Origin of the sequence: Streptomyces sp. NPDC021115 (genome assembly GCF_044333065.1) — a bacterium.
GTDB lineage: Bacteria > Actinomycetota > Actinomycetes > Streptomycetales > Streptomycetaceae > Streptomyces.
The window spans coordinates 65,958-82,481 of the sequence record NZ_JBIRQF010000012.1; the positions used below are offsets into that span (position 1 = coordinate 65,958).

The 16,524-nt window shown below is 70.9% G+C and carries 18 protein-coding genes; 16 read left to right on the top strand and 2 right to left on the bottom strand.

From position 1 onward, the window contains the following. Window positions 1–17 precede the first annotated feature (17 nt). From sufD to ACH4TL_RS30530, 13 genes are all read left to right on the top strand, one after another. Window positions 18–1,190, top strand: coding sequence for a Fe-S cluster assembly protein SufD (sufD, locus tag ACH4TL_RS30470; RefSeq protein ID WP_398323007.1), 1,173 nt, complete (start codon window positions 18–20; stop codon window positions 1,188–1,190). Then, complete coding sequence (locus ACH4TL_RS30475; protein WP_398323009.1) at window positions 1,187–1,510, top strand: bifunctional 3-phenylpropionate/cinnamic acid dioxygenase ferredoxin subunit; 324 nt, start codon at window positions 1,187–1,189, stop codon at window positions 1,508–1,510. The genes sufD and ACH4TL_RS30475 overlap by 4 nt, the downstream gene beginning before the upstream one ends. A 7-nt stretch (window positions 1,511–1,517) precedes the next feature. Then, window positions 1,518–2,282, top strand: coding sequence for a Fe-S cluster assembly ATPase SufC (gene sufC / locus ACH4TL_RS30480; protein ID WP_398323011.1), 765 nt, complete (start codon window positions 1,518–1,520; stop codon window positions 2,280–2,282). Continuing rightward, the gene (locus ACH4TL_RS30485) at window positions 2,279–3,535 is read left to right on the top strand and encodes a cysteine desulfurase (RefSeq protein ID WP_398323013.1); all 1,257 of its coding nucleotides are present in this window, start codon (window positions 2,279–2,281) and stop codon (window positions 3,533–3,535) included. The genes sufC and ACH4TL_RS30485 overlap by 4 nt, the downstream gene beginning before the upstream one ends. A 10-nt stretch (window positions 3,536–3,545) precedes the next feature. Beyond that, complete coding sequence (gene sufU / locus ACH4TL_RS30490; protein WP_009718822.1) at window positions 3,546–4,010, top strand: Fe-S cluster assembly sulfur transfer protein SufU; 465 nt, start codon at window positions 3,546–3,548, stop codon at window positions 4,008–4,010. Continuing rightward, window positions 4,007–4,345, top strand: a complete 339-nt coding sequence (locus ACH4TL_RS30495; protein WP_398323015.1) for a metal-sulfur cluster assembly factor — start codon at window positions 4,007–4,009, stop codon at window positions 4,343–4,345. Before sufU ends, ACH4TL_RS30495 begins: the two co-directional genes overlap by 4 nt. Window positions 4,346–4,457: 112 nt before the next feature. Next, window positions 4,458–4,778 carry a DMT family transporter gene (locus ACH4TL_RS30500; RefSeq protein ID WP_398323017.1) on the top strand — a complete coding sequence of 107 codons (321 nt, stop codon included), beginning with the start codon at window positions 4,458–4,460 and terminating at the stop codon, window positions 4,776–4,778. Further along, complete coding sequence (locus ACH4TL_RS30505; protein WP_398323019.1) at window positions 4,778–5,317, top strand: TetR/AcrR family transcriptional regulator; 540 nt, start codon at window positions 4,778–4,780, stop codon at window positions 5,315–5,317. Before ACH4TL_RS30500 ends, ACH4TL_RS30505 begins: the two co-directional genes overlap by 1 nt. Before the next feature lie 94 nt (window positions 5,318–5,411). After that, window positions 5,412–6,062 carry an RNA polymerase sigma factor gene (locus ACH4TL_RS30510; protein ID WP_398323022.1) on the top strand — a complete coding sequence of 217 codons (651 nt, stop codon included), beginning with the start codon at window positions 5,412–5,414 and terminating at the stop codon, window positions 6,060–6,062. Then, a complete protein-coding gene (locus tag ACH4TL_RS30515; protein WP_398323024.1) occupies window positions 6,055–7,017 on the top strand; it encodes a hypothetical protein in 963 nt (320 codons plus the stop codon). The genes ACH4TL_RS30510 and ACH4TL_RS30515 overlap by 8 nt, the downstream gene beginning before the upstream one ends. A 76-nt stretch (window positions 7,018–7,093) precedes the next feature. Next, the gene (gene dapD, locus ACH4TL_RS30520) at window positions 7,094–8,086 is read left to right on the top strand and encodes a 2,3,4,5-tetrahydropyridine-2,6-dicarboxylate N-succinyltransferase (RefSeq protein WP_398323026.1); all 993 of its coding nucleotides are present in this window, start codon (window positions 7,094–7,096) and stop codon (window positions 8,084–8,086) included. A 152-nt stretch (window positions 8,087–8,238) separates the two neighbouring features. Then, a complete protein-coding gene (locus ACH4TL_RS30525) occupies window positions 8,239–9,054 on the top strand; it encodes an alpha/beta fold hydrolase (protein WP_398323028.1) in 816 nt (271 codons plus the stop codon). A gap of 43 nt (window positions 9,055–9,097) precedes the next feature. Beyond that, the gene (locus ACH4TL_RS30530) at window positions 9,098–9,754 is read left to right on the top strand and encodes an ATP-binding protein (RefSeq protein ID WP_398323030.1); all 657 of its coding nucleotides are present in this window, start codon (window positions 9,098–9,100) and stop codon (window positions 9,752–9,754) included. Between the two features lie 243 nt (window positions 9,755–9,997). Here the strand turns inward: ACH4TL_RS30530 and dapA are convergent, their stop codons facing one another. Then, on the bottom strand, window positions 9,998–10,873 hold the full coding sequence (gene dapA / locus ACH4TL_RS30535) for a 4-hydroxy-tetrahydrodipicolinate synthase (protein WP_398323032.1): 876 nt from the start codon (window positions 10,871–10,873) through the stop codon (window positions 9,998–10,000). A gap of 127 nt (window positions 10,874–11,000) precedes the next feature. Between dapA and ACH4TL_RS30540 the strand changes: the two genes are divergently transcribed. Together ACH4TL_RS30540 and ACH4TL_RS30545 are read left to right on the top strand one after the other, a co-directional pair. Beyond that, window positions 11,001–11,675 carry a HEAT repeat domain-containing protein gene (locus tag ACH4TL_RS30540; RefSeq protein ID WP_398323034.1) on the top strand — a complete coding sequence of 225 codons (675 nt, stop codon included), beginning with the start codon at window positions 11,001–11,003 and terminating at the stop codon, window positions 11,673–11,675. Continuing rightward, window positions 11,662–12,666 carry a HEAT repeat domain-containing protein gene (locus ACH4TL_RS30545; RefSeq protein WP_398323036.1) on the top strand — a complete coding sequence of 335 codons (1,005 nt, stop codon included), beginning with the start codon at window positions 11,662–11,664 and terminating at the stop codon, window positions 12,664–12,666. Before ACH4TL_RS30540 ends, ACH4TL_RS30545 begins: the two co-directional genes overlap by 14 nt. A gap of 103 nt (window positions 12,667–12,769) precedes the next feature. On the opposite strand, the gene ACH4TL_RS30550 is transcribed toward ACH4TL_RS30545, so the two are convergent. Next, window positions 12,770–14,596 (bottom strand): endonuclease/exonuclease/phosphatase family protein, encoded by a 1,827-nt coding sequence (locus ACH4TL_RS30550; RefSeq protein ID WP_398323038.1) that lies wholly within the window; start codon window positions 14,594–14,596, stop codon window positions 12,770–12,772. Window positions 14,597–14,844: 248 nt separating this feature from the next. Between ACH4TL_RS30550 and ACH4TL_RS30555 the strand changes: the two genes are divergently transcribed. Continuing rightward, entirely contained in the window at window positions 14,845–16,386 is a 1,542-nt protein-coding gene (locus tag ACH4TL_RS30555) for a hypothetical protein (RefSeq protein WP_398323040.1), read from the top strand. Window positions 16,387–16,524 lie beyond the last annotated feature (138 nt).

A 16,524-nucleotide genomic window follows, 5' to 3' on the forward strand; every position in this document is an offset into this window, starting at 1 on the left:
CGAGCAGTACGACAGCCATGGCTGAAACCATTCCGGCCGGATCCACCACGGACGGCGTCATCCAGGTGGGGCAGCAGCCCATCGACGCGCGGGTGAGCGCCCCCGCGTCGTACGACGTGGCCGACTTCCCCGTGCCGCACGGGCGCGAGGAGGACTGGCGGTTCACGCCGCTGGAGCGGCTGCGCGGCCTCCACGACGGCACCGCCGTCGCCGACGGCGGCGTCAAGGTCGAGGTGTCCGCCCCCGAGGGCGTCACCGTCGAGACCGTGGGCCGTGACGACGCGCGCCTGGGCAAGGCCGGCAAGCCGGTGGACCGGGTGGCGGCCCAGGCGTACAGCTCCTTCGAGAAGGCCTCGGTCGTCTCCGTGCCCAAGGAGAAGGTGCTCTCCGAGCCGGTGCGGATCTCCGTGCACGGCGAGGGCGGCACCGCCTTCGGCCACCAGGTGATCGAGGTCGGCGCCTTCGCCGAGGCCGTCGTCGTCATCGACCACACCGGTGACGCGACGCTCGCCGCCAACGTCGAGTACCTCATCGGCGACGGCGCCAAGCTCACCGTCGTCTCCGTCCAGGACTGGGACGACACGGCCGTCCACGCCGGTCAGCACACCGCGCTGGTCGGCCGGGACGCCACCTTCAAGTCCGTGGTCGTCACCTTCGGCGGCGACCTGGTCCGGCTGCACCCGCGCGTCGTGTACGGCGCCCCGGGCGGTGAGGCCGAGCTGTACGGCCTGTACTTCACCGACAACGGGCAGCACCAGGAGCACCGGCTCTTCATCGACCACGACACCCCGCACTGCCGGAGCAACGTGGCGTACAAGGGCGCGCTCCAGGGCAAGGACGCGCACGCGGTCTGGATCGGCGACGTGCTGATCCGCGCCGCGGCCGAGGGCACGGACACCTACGAGCTCAACCGGAACCTGGTCCTCACCGACGGCGCCCGCGTCGACTCGGTGCCGAACCTGGAGATCGAGACCGGCGAGATCGTCGGCGCCGGTCACGCGAGCGCGACCGGCCGCTTCGAGGACGAGCAGCTGTTCTACCTGATGGCCCGCGGCATCCCGGCCGAGGAGGCCCGCCGCCTCGTCGTCCGCGGCTTCTTCGCCGAGCTGGTCCAGCAGATCGGGCTGCCCGAGCTGGAGGAGCGCCTGATCGCCAAGATCGAGGCCGAGTTGGAGGCGTCCGTAGGATGACCGAAAACTTCGTGCGCGTGTGCGCGCTGACCGAACTCGAAGAGGACGAGCCCAAGCGCGTCGAGCTCGACGGCGTGCCGGTCGCGCTGGTGCGCACCGAGGGCGAGGTGTTCGCGGTCAACGACATCTGCTCGCACGCGAACGTCTCGCTGTCCGAGGGCGAGGTGGAGGACTGCCAGATCGAGTGCTGGCTGCACGGCTCCAGCTTCGACCTGCGCACCGGCAAGCCGTCCGGCCTTCCCGCGACGCGCCCCGTCCCCGTATACCCCGTAAAGATCGAAGGGGACGACGTGCTCGTCTCCGTCACCCAGGAGTCCTGAGGCACCCATGGCAACGCTTGAGATCCACGACCTGCACGTCTCCGTCGAGGCCGAGGGCGGCCCCCGCGAGATTCTGCGCGGCGTCGACCTGACCGTGAAGCAGGGCGAGACGCACGCCATCATGGGCCCCAACGGCTCCGGCAAGTCCACCCTGGCGTACTCCCTCGCCGGTCACCCGAAGTACAAGATCACCGGCGGCACCGTCACCCTCGACGGTGAGGACGTGCTGGAGATGTCCGTCGACGAGCGGGCCCGCGCCGGCGTCTTCCTCGCCATGCAGTACCCGGTCGAGGTGCCCGGCGTCTCCGTCTCCAACTTCCTGCGCACCTCCGCGACCGCGATCCGCGGCGAGGCGCCGAAGCTGCGCACCTGGGTGAAGGAGGTCAAGGAGGCCATGCAGCGCCTCTCGATCGACCCGTCCTTCGCCGAGCGGAACGTCAACGAGGGCTTCTCCGGCGGTGAGAAGAAGCGCCACGAGATCCTTCAGCTGGAGCTGCTGAAGCCCGCCATCGCGATCCTCGACGAGACCGACTCCGGTCTCGACGTCGACGCGCTGCGCGTGGTCTCCGAGGGCGTCAACCGCGTCCGGGAGTCCGGCCAGGTCGGCACCCTGCTGATCACCCACTACACCCGCATCCTGCGGTACATCAAGCCCGACCACGTCCACGTGTTCGCGAACGGCCGGATCGCCGAGTCCGGCGGCCCGGAGCTGGCGGACAAGCTGGAGGACGAGGGCTACGAGGCGTACGTGAAGGGAGGCGTCTCCGAGTGACACAGCTGCCGGGCCTCCTCGACACCGAGGCGATCCGCAAGGACTTCCCGATCCTGGACCGCACGGTCCACGACGGCAAGAAGCTCGTCTATCTGGACAACGCGGCGACCTCGCAGAAGCCGCGCCAGGTCCTGGACGCGCTGAACAGCTATTACGAGCGCTCGAACGCCAATGTGCACCGTGGCGTCCATGTGCTCGCGGAGGAGGCCACGGCGCTGTACGAGGGCGCCCGCGACAAGGTCGCCGCCTTCATCAACGCTCCGAGCCGCGACGAGGTGATCTTCACCAAGAACGCGTCGGAGTCGCTGAACCTGGTCGCCAACATGCTCGGCTGGGCCGATGAGCCCTACCGGGTGGACCAGGACACCGAGATCGTCATCACGGAGATGGAGCACCACTCCAACATCGTTCCGTGGCAGCTGCTCTCGCAGCGCACCGGCGCGAAGCTGAAGTGGTTCGGCCTCACCGAGGACGGCCGTCTCGACCTGTCCGAGATCGAGCAGGTCATCACGGAGAAGACCAAGGTCGTCTCCTTCGTGCTGGTCTCCAACATCCTCGGCACCCACAACCCGGTCGAGGCGATCGTCCGCCGTGCGCAGGACGTCGGCGCGCTCGTCGTGATCGACGCCTCCCAGGCCGCCCCGCACATGGTGCTGGACGTCCAGGCGCTCCAGGCCGACTTCGTGGCCTTCACCGGCCACAAGATGTGCGCGCCGACCGGCATCGGGGTGCTGTGGGGCCGCCAGGAGCTGCTGGAGGATCTGCCTCCGTTCCTCGGCGGCGGCGAGATGATCGAGACCGTCTCGATGAGCTCCTCCACCTACGCCCCGGCGCCGCACAAGTTCGAGGCCGGTACGCCCCCGATCGCCCAGGCCGTCGGCCTCGGCGCGGCCGTGGACTACCTCACCTCGGTCGGCATGGAGAACATCGCCCGCCATGAGCACGCGCTGACCAATTACGCGGTCGGCAGGCTCCTGGAGGTGCCCGACCTGCGCATCATCGGCCCCACCACGGCCGAGGAGCGCGGCGCGACGATCTCCTTCACGCTTGGCGACATCCACCCGCACGACGTGGGCCAGGTCCTCGACGAGCAGGGCATCGCCGTCCGGGTCGGCCACCACTGCGCCCGTCCGGTGTGCCTGCGGTACGGAATTCCTGCGACCACGCGAGCGTCGTTCTATCTGTACTCCACGCCGGCCGAGGTGGATGCCTTGGTCGACGGGTTGGAGCACGTACGGAACTTCTTCGGCTAGGGGATGCCACGTGAAGCTGGATTCGATGTACCAGGACGTCATCCTGGACCACTACAAGCACCCCCACGGGCGGGGGCTCAGGGACGGAGACGCCGAGGTACACCACGTCAATCCGACCTGCGGTGACGAGATCACCCTCCGGGTCCGGCTTGACGGCGAGACGATCGAGGACGTGAGCTACGAAGGCCAGGGCTGTTCCATCAGCCAGGCCAGCGCGTCCGTGCTCAACGACCTGCTGGTGGGCAAGGAACTGAGCGAGGCTCGCAGGATCCAGACGACGTTCCTGGAGCTGATGCAGTCCAAGGGCCAGCTGGAGCCGGACGACGCGATGGAAGAGGTGCTGGAGGACGCGGTCGCGTTCGCCGGTGTCTCCAAGTACCCGGCCCGGGTCAAGTGCGCTCTGCTGAGCTGGATGGCATGGAAGGACGCCACCGCTCAGGCCCTGGGCGACGGCGCTGAAGGGAAGACCGCATGACTGAGAACGTGGAAACCACCACCAAGCCCGCGAGCGAGGAAGAGGTCCGCGAGGCCCTCTACGACGTGGTCGACCCCGAGCTGGGCATCGACGTGGTCAACCTCGGCCTCGTCTACGGCATCCACGTGGACGACAGCAACATCGCCACCATCGACATGACGCTCACCTCCGCGGCCTGTCCGCTGACCGACGTCATCGAGGACCAGGCGAAGTCCGCGGCCGACGGCATCGTCAACGAGCTGCGGATCAACTGGGTCTGGATGCCGCCGTGGGGCCCGGACAAGATCACCGATGATGGCCGTGAGCAGCTGAGGGCGCTCGGCTTCAACGTCTGAGACATCTGGTTTCTCGAAGCGGCCCCCGCGCGATGTGCGCGGGGGCCGCTTTCGTGTGTTCCGTACCACTGTTTGTGTACGCCCGTACGCATCGTTGTGTACGATCGTACGCATGGGATACCTGACGCTCTCCGGTGCGATCCTGGCCGAGGTGCTGGCGACGACCTCGATGAAGTACAGCGACGGCTTCAGCAAGCTCTGGCCCTCGCTGGCCACGGCCCTGGGCTACGGGATCGCCTTCGTGCTGCTCGCCCAGACCCTCAAGACGGTCTCCGTCGGCACCGCGTACGCCATATGGGCCGGGGCCGGGACCGCCGTCATCGCCGCGATCGGGATGGTGTTCCTCGGTGAGGCGGTGACCGCGGCGCGGGTGATCGGGGTGCTGCTCGTGATCGCCGGGGTGGTCGTGCTGAACCTCGGCGGGGCGCACTGATGGGGCGCCGCTACGACCCCGAGCGGCGACAGCGGATCATCGACGCCGCGATCGCGGTGGTGGGGGAGCGGGGCATGGGCGCGCTCAGCCACCGGGCGGTCGCCGCCGCGGCGGACGTGCCGCTCGGCTCGACCACGTACCACTTCGCCACCCTGGACGATCTGCTGGTCGCCGCGCTCGACCAGGTCAACGCCGAATGGCTGGCCGACATGGAGCGCTGGGAGCGCGACGCGCCCCCCGGCGCGCCCCTCGCCGACGGCATGGCGGACCTGATGGGGCAGCTGCTGGCGGGCGACCGCAAGCGGCTGGAGCTGGAGTACGAGCTGTATCTCGCCGCGTTGCGCCGCACCTCGGTGCGGCCGATCGCCGCCGCGTTCCTCGACCGGATGACGGAGCTGCTGGAGCGGCGCACCGCCGACCGGAGCGTCGCCTGTGCCGTGAACGCCCTGTTCGACGGGATGCTGTTGCAGATCCTGCTGACCGGGCGGGAGTTCGACCGGGAGGAGGCGCGGGCGGCGTTCGCCCGTGTGACCGGCTGAGGGGTGTCCGTTGTCGCGTGAACCCGTATCCGTCCACCGGGGAACAGGGGGTGACACCGTTCGCGCACCATGACGCACCGGATACGGAGCCCCTGTGACCGACCCCGATCCACCGCCGCGGCCCGCCCCGCCCTGCCCCACCGCGCCGCCGGACGACGACGCGGCGGACGACGACGCGGCGGTCGTGGCCCGGTCGCTGGACCAGCCCGAGATCTTCGCGACGCTCTACGACCGGTACGCCCCCGACATCCACCGCTACGTGGCCCGCCGCCTCGGCGACGGCGCCGCGGACGACGTCACCGCCGAGACCTTCCTGATCGCCTTCCGCGGCCGGGACCGCTACGACCAGGAGCGGAGCACCGTCCGGCCCTGGCTGTACGGCATCGCCGCCAATCTCATCGGCAAGCACCGGCGGGCCGAGGTCCGGGCGCTGCGGGCGCTGGCCCGCACCGGCGTCGACCCGGTCGCCGAGTCCTGGGTCGAGCGCGCGGACAGCCGGGTCGCGGCGGAGGTCGCGCGTCGCCCGCTGGCCGCGGCGCTGGCCGGGCTGTCCGCTCGCGACCGGCACGTCCTGCTGCTCATCGCCTGGGCGGACCTCAGCTACCAGGAGGTGGCCGAAGCCCTTTCCATCCCGGTCGGGACGGTCCGGTCCCGGCTCAACCGCGCCCGCCGCAAGGTGCGCTCCGCCCTCGGCGCCGATCCCACCGTCGTCAGCGATGCCACGGAGGTGGCCAGCTATGGATGATCCGCAGCAGGAGCTGACCCGGGTGCGCGCACTGCGCGCCGACGCCCCCCGGCCCGACCGGGCCCGGCTCGCCGCCGGGCGGGCGAGGGTCCAGGACGCCGCCGCCGGCGCCTCCCCACGGCGCCGCGTCCGGGCGGCCTGGCGGATCGCGGCCATCGGCGCCGCCGCGACCGTCACCGCCACGGTGGTGGTGGCCGTCGACCTCCTGGGCGGCGGGGCCGCGGGGTCGCGGGTGTCGGACCCCGTGGTGCGGCCCGGCTACACCGCCGGCGCGAAGCTCGGGACCGTCAAGGACGCGAGGCGGCTCGGCGACGCGGCGACTGTACTGCGGGCGGCGGCCGACACGGTCGAACGGACCCCCGTTCCCGCGCCCCGGGACGGTCAGTGGATCTACACCAGGTTCGTGGACGCCGGGTGGGTCGACGGCGGGCCGAAGCCGCGGAAGGCCGAGTCCTGGGAGCCGTACGACGATCCGTCGTACACCGCGCGGAAGGAGTACCGCCTGCTGCGGGCGCTGCCCCCCGGTGACCCGGAGCGGGTCAAGGAGAAGGTCCGGGAGCTGGAACCTGTCCGTCCGGATTCCGAGTCCCCGGCACAGTACGACTTCCGGCTGCTCGGTGAGCTGAGCCAGGCGTTCCCGGCCGACCCCGAGGGGCGGGCCGGGGTCCTCCGGGCGATGGCGACCATTCCGGGAATCACGGCGGCGCGGATCGAGGACAACCTCGGGCGGACGGCCGTCGCGGTCGGGCAGGGCACGGTGGGGAAGCGGGGCTTCTCCGAGTTCCAGCTGCTCTACGACCCGGAGACCTTCGCCCCGCTCGGGGAGCGGAGCATCGCGGGCCGCGACGGCGAACGCGACGACTACGACCGGGACGGCTGGAAGGCGGGCGATGTGCTCACCGTCCACGCGGTGGTCGAACAGGCCCTGGTCGACGGCAAGGGCCGACGCCCCTGACCGCCGGGGCCCCTTCGGCGTCTGCCCGGTGAGACCGGTTAGCCTCCGGGGCCCGCCTCCGGTTAGCGTGCTGACCATGACCGATGCAGCCACCACCACCCGCACCACCGGCGCCGTCGCCGCCGGGCTCGCCACCCTCACCGAGGACGGCACCGTTCTGGACACCTGGTTCCCGGCCCCCGAGCTGGCCGAGGCCCCCGGCCCGGCCGGGACCGAACGGCTCGACGCCGAGCGCACCGCGCAGCTCCTGGGCGAGACCGCCCTCAAGGCGCTCGGCCCGGACCCGCGCCGCGGCGTCGAGGTCGTCGCCGTCCGCACGGTCATCGCCTCGATCGACGACAAGCCGCTGGACGCGCATGACGTGTACCTGCGGCTGCACCTGCTCAGCCACCGGCTGGTCAAGCCGCACGGGCTGAGCCTGGAGGGCCAGTTCGGCCTGCTCGCCAACATCGCCTGGACCTCGCTCGGTCCCGTCGCCGCCGACCAGGTCGAGAAGGCCCGGCTCGCCGCCCGCGCCGAGGGGCTGCACCTGTCGGTGACCAGCGTCGACAAGTTCCCGCGGATGACGGACTACGTCGTTCCGGCCGGTGTCCGCATCGGTGACGCCGACCGCGTACGGCTCGGCGCGCACCTCGCCGCCGGGACGACCGTCATGCACGAGGGCTTCGTCAACTTCAACGCCGGGACGCTGGGCACGTCCATGGTCGAGGGCCGCGTCAGCGCGGGCGTCGTCGTCGGCGACGGCTCGGACATCGGTGGTGGCGCCTCGATCATGGGCACGCTGTCGGGTGGCGGCAAGCAGACGATCACGATCGGCGAGCGCTGCCTGCTGGGTGCCGAGGCGGGCCTCGGCATCTCCCTCGGTGACGACTGCGTCGTCGAGGCGGGCCTGTACGTGACGGCGGGCACCCGGGTGACCCTGCCGGACGGCAAGATCGTCAAGGCGCTGGAGCTGTCCGGTGCGACGAACCTCCTCTTCCGCCGGAACTCCACGACCGGCGCGGTCGAGGTTCTGCCGCGCACGGGCTCGTGGGGCGGGCTCAACGAGGCGCTGCACACCCACAACTGACGCCAACGGGGGGCGGGGGCCTGTACCCCGCCCGCCGGGTTGGTGAGGGCGGGCAGTCGGATGCGCGGTGACGTCGAGAGTGGCGGGATCGCGATATCTGTCGGCGGATTAAGGCGTACCGAACGCTGGTGTGGCCGCTCTAACTTCGGCTCATGGAAGAGATCAGCTACCAGCCGGCCGACGACTGCACCCTGCACGCCACCATCACTGGAGAGGGCCAGGCCCTGGTCCTTATGCATGCCGGTGGCCCTGACCACAAGAGCATGCTTCCTCTGGCCGAACGGCTTGCCGATCGCTCCATGGCCGTACTGCCCGACCTGCGAGGCTACGGCCGGTCGGTCTGCAAGGACCCGGCCCGCTATACCTGGGCCCAGTATGTCGAGGACGTAATGTGGCTCCTGGACCACATCGGTCTCTCCAGTGCCGTACTCGCCGGCGCAGGCTTGGGCTCCACGATCACGCTTAGGACGGCGGCCGCATACCCGGACCGGGTCCGGGCGGCCGTGCTCCTCGGGGTTGAGGACATTGAGGACGACGAGGCCAAGAAGGCCGAGATCCGCTTCCTCGACGCGTTCGCCGCCCGCGTCGAGGCTGATGGCATCGAGGCGGGTTGGGAGCCCATCCTCGCCGGTTTCCCTCCCGTCGTTGGCGCCATGGTGCGCGACGCTATCCCTCGATCGGACCCCGCCAGCATCGTGGCCGCAGCCGCTATCGGCCATGACCGTTCTTTCCGGAGCGTCGACGAACTCGCGACGATCACCGTGCCGACCCTCATCTTCCCTGGCACCGACCCACGACACCCCACCGCTCTTGCCGAAGCGGCCGCCGACACCCTCCCCAACGGACAACTGGCCACGATCCCGATCGGCGACGACCTCCGGACTGCCGTGGACCTCGCCCGCGCCACCGCTCCCGCCATCCGTGAATTCCTGACCAGATCGGTCCCGCCCGTGGTCGGCACGGGGTGATCGTGGCGGTTGGATGTGTGGTGACGTCCGATCTCCGGCCTGGGTGAAGGCCGGGCTGCCGCTCTGTCTCATCGGAGACTCCGGCACGGGCAAGAGCCACCTGATGATCGGGATCGGCACCGCGATCGCCGGGGCGGGCATGCGGGTCCGCTACACCACCACGGCCAACCTCGTGAACGAGCTCGCCGAGGCCGCGGACGAGAAAAAGCTCGGCCGGACCCTCGCCCGCTACGGGCGCGTTGACCACTCTGTCTCGTGCGTGAGTACGCGTCGGTCCCGGGAAACAGGCGCCGGGAGCGGGTTCGTGGGCGACATACCGACCGCTGTGACGTCTTACGAGACCATCGGTGCGACTTACAGCGGTACGAGACGGCCGGATCCTCGGATTGCCGCTCAAATTCATGCGGCCCTTGGCGATATTGCCACGGTGATCAATGTGGGAGCCGGCACCGGCTCCTATGAGCCGCCACAAACGCTACTCGCCGTGGAGCCCGGTGCCACGATGATCGCCCAGCGACCTACCGGTTCAGCGCGGGCATTGCAGGCATCGGCGGAGTCCATACCGATCGCAGACGACTTCGCCGACGCGGCGATGGCCATCCTGACTGTGCACCACTGGACCGACCTTGAGGTGCCGGTATCAGGGAACTACGGCGGATCGCCAGGCAGCGTCTATCGGCTTCTCATAGCCGACCTGTAGCCAATCCGCTCCCGGCCGTTCAACCGACAAGCTCACACACAGAGGCCGCCCGTTCTCCGCCGACCGAGCCCATGCCCGTCCTCGTCGTCCACCATGGATAGGAGAATCCGTCGGTCCCGGATCGAACACGGGTCGAGATCCGCGGAGCCGACGAGCCTGTCGGGGGCCCGTGGTCCGTCTCGGATCCGATGGGCTTCACGCTATCGCTCCGCCCCTGTCCCACCGCCAACCCGTCACAAACAGTCAGGACGTCGTCGCGTAGGTGGCGGTCAGGGTGGCCGTGGCGGTTGCGTTCGCGTCGAAGAGGGGCGGGCGGACCGTGCCGCCGGGGCGGCCCAGGGTGTTCAGGAGGGCCTTCGCGGTGACCGCGCCGGGGAGGTGGGACATCATCGCGTCGATGAGCGGGGTCAGGGCGAGATGGCGGCGGGCCGCCTCCTCGGGGTCGCCCGCGTCGTACGCGTCCAGTACGCCCCGCACCTGACGCGGCGCCACGTTCGCGACCGTGCTGATGCAGCCGACCGCGCCGATCGCCCGGAGCGGCAGGTTCAGCTCGTCGCAGCCGGAGTAGTAGGCGAGCCCGGTGGCGGCCATCGTGCGGGCCGACTTCATCAGGTCGTACGCGCAGTCCTTCACCCCCGTGACGCGCGGGTGCTCCGCGAGGCGGCACAGGGTCTCGTACGAGAGCGCGGTGCCGGTGCGGAAGGGGATGTCATAAAGGGTGACCGGGATGCCGACCGCGTCGGCGACCATACGGAAGTGCGCCTCGACAGCCTCCTGCGGCGGGCGGCTGTAGTACGGGGTGACCACCAGCAGCCCCTGCGCGCCCGCCTCCTCGGCGGACCGTGCGAGCGCCACCGCGTGCCGGGTGTCGTTGCTCCCCACCCCCGCCACGATCCGCGCCCGGTCCCCGACGGCTTCCACTACGGCCCGTACGACCGCCGTCTTCTCGGCGTCGGTCGTGGTCGGCGACTCGCCGCTGGTCCCGCCCAGCACCAGCCCGTCGCAGCCGCCCTCGTCGACGAGGGCGGCCGCGAGGCGCTGGGTGCCGGGGAGGTCGAGGTCGCCGTCCCGGGTGAAGGGGGTGACCATGGCGCAGGCGAGGTGGGATGCGGTCGGCATGACGGAAGTGTCATGGCGGAGGGTGTTGTAGGTCTACTTAAATCTGCTTTGGCTGGCTGTGTAGTGTCACTACGGGGTGATGGCTCCGCTTGACCTTGACACAGTGACAAGGTCTTCACTGTGGGCCATGCCGAAAGAGGACGCGAACACCACGCAGGCGCTGGAGAACAACGACTCGTCGATCCGGCTCCGGGCGGCGCTGGCGATCGGCACGACCCCGGACCCGCGATTCATCGGCAAGCTCATCGAGCGTTGCGCGATCGAACCCGACTTCTCCGTGCGCGAAATGCTGACGTGGGCACTCACCCGTCACCCGGCGCCGATGACGGTCCCGGTGCTGTGCGGCGAGGTCCGCTCGGAGCGTGCGCAGGCACGGAGCCAGGCGTTGCACACGCTGTCCAAGATCGGGGATCGGCAGGCGTGGCCGGAGATCACACCGGCGCTGCTGTCCGACGCCGACGACGAGGTGGCCCGGAGCGCCTGGCGGGCGGCGGTCGTGCTCGTGCCCGAAGGTGAGGAGCACGCGTTGGCCTTGAGCCTGGCGACACAGCTCGGGCGCGGCGAACGCGAGACGCAGCTGAGCCTCAGCCGGGCGCTGATCGCGCTCGGGGAGGCGATGCTGCCGGCGCTGGGCCCCGCGACGACGGATCCCGACCCCCGCGTGCGCGCCCACGCGATCGCCACGGAACGGCTGTGGCGCGACCCGGATGCCGGATTCGAGTTCGCGATCGAGGAGGCGAAGCGCGTCGTAGCCCTCGGCGTGGCCCGCCAGGAGGGGGCGGCAGGCAGTGTTGATCGGTGATGTCGCGCGACGGTCCGGGGTCAGCGCCCGCATGCTCAGGCATTACGAATCGCTCGGCCTGGTGCGGCCGACGGGCCGTACCGACTCCGGCTATCGCGAGTACTCCGGCGAGACAGTCCGGCGAATCTTCCACATCGAGAGCCTGCGGTCATTGGGGCTGTCGCTGCGCGACGTCAGGCGCACGCTCGACGACCCCGGCTTCGCGCCAGCGGAGCTCGTCGACGACCTCATCCGCCGGACGCGGGACCGCATCGCGGCGGAGACGGAGCTGCTCACGCGACTCCGTCGGATCGGTGCCGCGGAACCCGAAGGCTGGGAGGATGTCCTTCAGATCGTCGTGCTCCTCCGGGAATTGGGGTCGAAGAGCGCGGGGGCGCGGCAGCGCGCGGCCCTGTCCGCGGTCGAGGACGTTCCCGTGCCGGTGGAAGCACTGGTCGAGGCCGTGCTGAGCGAGCCGGACCCGAACGTCGCCGGAGCCCTTCGGTGGGCCCTGGCGCAATCGGGCGAGGACGGGCCGGCACTGCTGGCGGAGGGCCTCGCCTCACCCGCGGCCGAGGTGCGGAAACGTGCCGTCCAATCCATCGCCGAGATTCCGCATGGTGAGGCGACCGCACTGCTGCGGGACGCCCTCACACACCCGGACATCGTGGTCCGCGGGTACGCGGCTCTGGCGCTCGGGGCGCGGGGAGGAGCCGACGCGGTCCCGACGCTCATCGACATGATCGTCGAGGAACGGAACGACGTCGACGCGGCCGACGCGCTGAGCGCGCTGGCGAGCGATCCCGCGTCGGCGGACCGGATCGCCACGGGGCTCGTCGGCTGCCTCGCCCATGCCCCCGTTGGATCGTCCGCACGCCGACGGCTGACACAGGCGCTCGCGGACATCCCGGGAATCGCGGCATCACGTGCCCTCGTGGAGCTGTCACACGACGAAGACCGTGCCGTCGCGCTGACCGCGACGTACATTCTCCAGCTGCGTGACGCACGATGACGCGCGACAGAGAACGCTCCATCGCGGGGACGAGGGCGCCTCGGAGGGTGCCGCCTGATGGGGCAAAGGCGGCACCCTCGTCCTCGGCAGCTGGGGCCCGGGGTCAGGGGCGGAGGCGGACGATCTGGGGGTCGTGGTCGCTGGACTGGTCGGCGAACTCGGCGTTGAGGTGGACGATGTCGTAGTCCGGGCCGCGCAGGGCACGGCTGGTCAGGATGTGGTCCAGCACTTGGGAGTTGCCGTTGTAGACGTACCCGTACCGCTCGTCGCGCGGCAGCCGGGTCACCAGGTCCGTCAGGACGCCGCCCTTGGTCAGGGCCGACAGGGCGGGGGAGAACTGGTAGTCGTTGAGGTCGCCCGCGACGACCACCGCCGCCTTCGGGTCGGCGGCCAGCAGGGACTTCACGAAGGCGTTGACGGCCGTGGCCTGCCCCGTGCGCTGGGTCTCCGAGGGCCGCACGGGCGGCTGGACGCGGGCGTCGAGGCCCTGGTCGCCGCCCTTGGAGTTGAAGTGGTTCGCGACCACGAACACCGGGCGTCCCCGGAAGGCGAACTGCCCGACCAGCGGCTTGCGGCTGTCCTTCCACACCGCGCTGCCCGGCTCGATGCGGCCCGGGGAGGCGGACAGGGCGGCCTTGCCGCCGTCCTTCACGACCTTCACCGGCGTCGTCGCGTCCCCGCCCGGGATGTCGGTGAAGGAGACCCGCTTCGGGTTGTAGAGGAAGGCGACCCGGATGTTGCCGCCCGGCTCACCGCCGTCCTGGTCGTCGGACGGGTTGATCTGCCGCCACTCGTACGCCGGGCCACCGGCCGCCGCGATCGCGTCCGTCAGCTTCTTGAGGGTGGCCTCGGCGCTCACGACGCCGTCGTTCGTCGCGCCGTTGTCGTCCTGGACCTCCTCCAGGGCGACGATGTCGGGCGAGGCGAGGTTGTCGACCAGGCCGGAGGCGAGTCGGTCGAACTTCGACTGGGCCGTCTTGGGGGACAGGTTCTCGACGTTGTAGGTCGCGACCGACAGCTCGCCGGACTTCGGCTTGCGCGTGCGCTCCCGCGTCAGCCCGCGGTCGTCCAGTGTCCCGAGGGCGCTGGCCGCGATCGTGTAGCCGCCGAAGTTGTCGTAGTCCAGCGGCCCGGCGGTCGTCCCGGCCAGCTGGTCGCCGACATCGGCCACCGGGAACGGGTGCTCGGCGTAGGGGAGGAGGGAGGTGACCTTGAGCCGCCCGGCGTTCGGGTCGCGGTACGTGTCGTAGAGGGCGCCGCCGCGCGCGGTGCGCTTGTGGCGCGGTTCGGCGGTGACCCACAGCTCCTTGTACGTGTTCGTCGCGCCGACCACGGGCGCGTCCGCGACCGAGACCCGCATGCCCTCCAGCGACTCGTACCGGTCGAGGGCGTACGAACGCGGACGCAGCGCCTGGCCCTCCAGGTCGCCGGTGGGGGCGTACCGGTCGGGGACGGTGGAGGGGTTCAGCCGGTAGGCGGCGGGCAGGTCGTTGCCCTGCGACTGGACGGTCCACGTGGCCTTGGAGATCTCGGTCAGCGACTGGAGACCGGCGGCCGCCCCGCCCGGGTAGTACTCGCTCACCGTCCCGCTGACCAGGACCGCGTCCCCGGCCGCGACGGACGGCGTGGTGGAGCCGGTGAAGACGAAGATCGCCTCGCTGGTGGCCTGGTCGGCGTCCGGCCGGGGGTCCTGGATCCAGAAGCCGCGCGACGACCCGAAGGAGCGCACCGCCGTGACCGTGCCGGGGACGTCGGTCACCTGCTTCCCGGCCAGCGGGGATATCCGGGCGCTGCCCTGGATGTCGTGGACGCGGACCGCGTCGGCGGACGCGTCGGCTGAGGCGGACGCGGACGACGGGCCGACGAGCAGCCCTGCCGCGACGGCGGTGACGGTGACGGCGACGGATGCGCGCCGGGCGCTTGGGGACATGATGGTGGCCTCCGGTGCGGAGTGAAAAGAGGGACAAGTGGCCTCTACGCGCGTCAATCTCCGGTCTCCGCACGACAGTTGTCAAGGGCGATCAGGTGTACGGACCCGGGCGACGGAATGAACAGCCACGTGAACGCGGCGGGCGGCCACATCGGGACGAAACTGCCCCCGCGTTCCGTCTACGCTGGGGGGCCGGGCCGCGCGCCCCGTGCCCCACGTACGACCATCCGCCGAGGAGACGTCCGCTTATGCCAGGAGACCGCCCCACCATGCCGCCCGTGCGGCTCCGCAGCGACGCGGAACTCGCCCGGGACGCGCTCGCCGCGCCGCTCCTCGCCCGCGCGGTACGGCTCGCCCGCTGGGCCGAGCCCGGAAAGCCGGTGGCGGCAGGGGGCGTGCTGTCGGCCGAAGACCTGCGGGAGGCGGTCGAGCTGCTGGGCCTCGCGGCGGACGAGGACGGGGCCGAGCACGTCGCCCAGGCGTGGCAGCTGGCCGTCGACACCGGGCTGGTCGCGATCCAGGAGTCCGACGACGACCTCCAGGATTCCGCGGACGAGGCGGACGAGGCGGACGGTGCAGACGCCGCGGACGACGGCGCGCGCGAGCCCGCCGCCACCGCGACCAGCGGCGAAGAGCTCCAGCTGATCACCGGCGGCAGCCCGCAGGACGTCCTCGACATCTGGCTCGACGGCTTCGAGACCGTCCTCGCCGACGCCGCCGCGCCCGACCTCGGCGACATCGTGGACCAGATCAGCGAGGGCGGCGAGATCGACCTCGACTCGATCGACTGGAACCCCGAGGAGGAGGCCGAGTTCCTGGACGGGATCCTCGGCAACCTCTACCTGCTCACCGCCATGGACGAGGAGGCGGCCGTCGGCTCGGTGCCGCTGCCCGCGCTCGTCGCCTCCATGGTCGTCCCCGACGACATGGACGAGCCCACCGACGACATCCTCGAAGAGGTGTCGGAGGCGATGGTGCGGCTGGACGACCAGTTCCGGCTGCTCGCCCCGACTGGTCTGATCGACTACCAGCCGGTGGACGAGGCGCTGATCGAGGAGGTCGACGGCGAGGTCCGCCTCCACGAGTCCGACGCGGCGCGGGAGCAGGCGGCGGAGCAGGACGAGGAGGAGGACGTCACCCGCTACGGCATGGTCCGCCTCACCCCCCTCGGCGTCTACGCCATCCGCTCCCGCATGCTCGACGCGGGCGTGGACGCCCCGGTCGTCGGGGACCTGGCCGACAAGGGCGCGGACGTCCTGCTGGACACCCTCCCCGGCCACCCCGAGCCCGCCGCCCATGCCGAGGCCGAGCTGTGGCTGGGCCGCCGTACGCCCGAGGAGGCCGCCCGCGAGCTGCTGGCCGCCGCCCGCGGTGACGACGAGGGCGGCCCGCTGCGCCGCCTCACCTGCCAGCAGACGCTGTCGCTGGTCGGCGGCGCGGCCGAGCCCGCCCTGCGGGAGGTGCTGGACGACCGTCACCTCGGCGGACTGGCCCGCGTCTGGCTGGCCGAGCACGGCGCCAAGGACGTTCCGGAGCCGTCGGAGAGCATGGTCTTCTGGCTGACGGTGGACACCCTCGCCGCGCAGCTCGCCACGGAGGACGACTCCGAGGAGTTGCGCGACCTGGTGCGCGGGCTGGTCGACCAGTCCGGCGGCTTCTTCGAGTCGGCCTGGCGGGTGGACCACCCGGCGACGGCCGACGTGCTGGAGGCGATGGGGCGGCTGCACCCGGACAAGAAGGCGGCGAAGGAGGCCCGGAAGGCGGCCTTCAAGGCGCGGTCCAAGGCGTAGAACGCTTCTGCTGGCGGTCAGCGGCGGTCAGCGGCGACGAACAGTGAGACATCGACGGGCCCCTTTGGTCCGTCGATGTCTCATTCCGTTCAACTGCTGTTCGGTCTGGGGCGAAAATCTATGCGCGCAGTCCCCAGC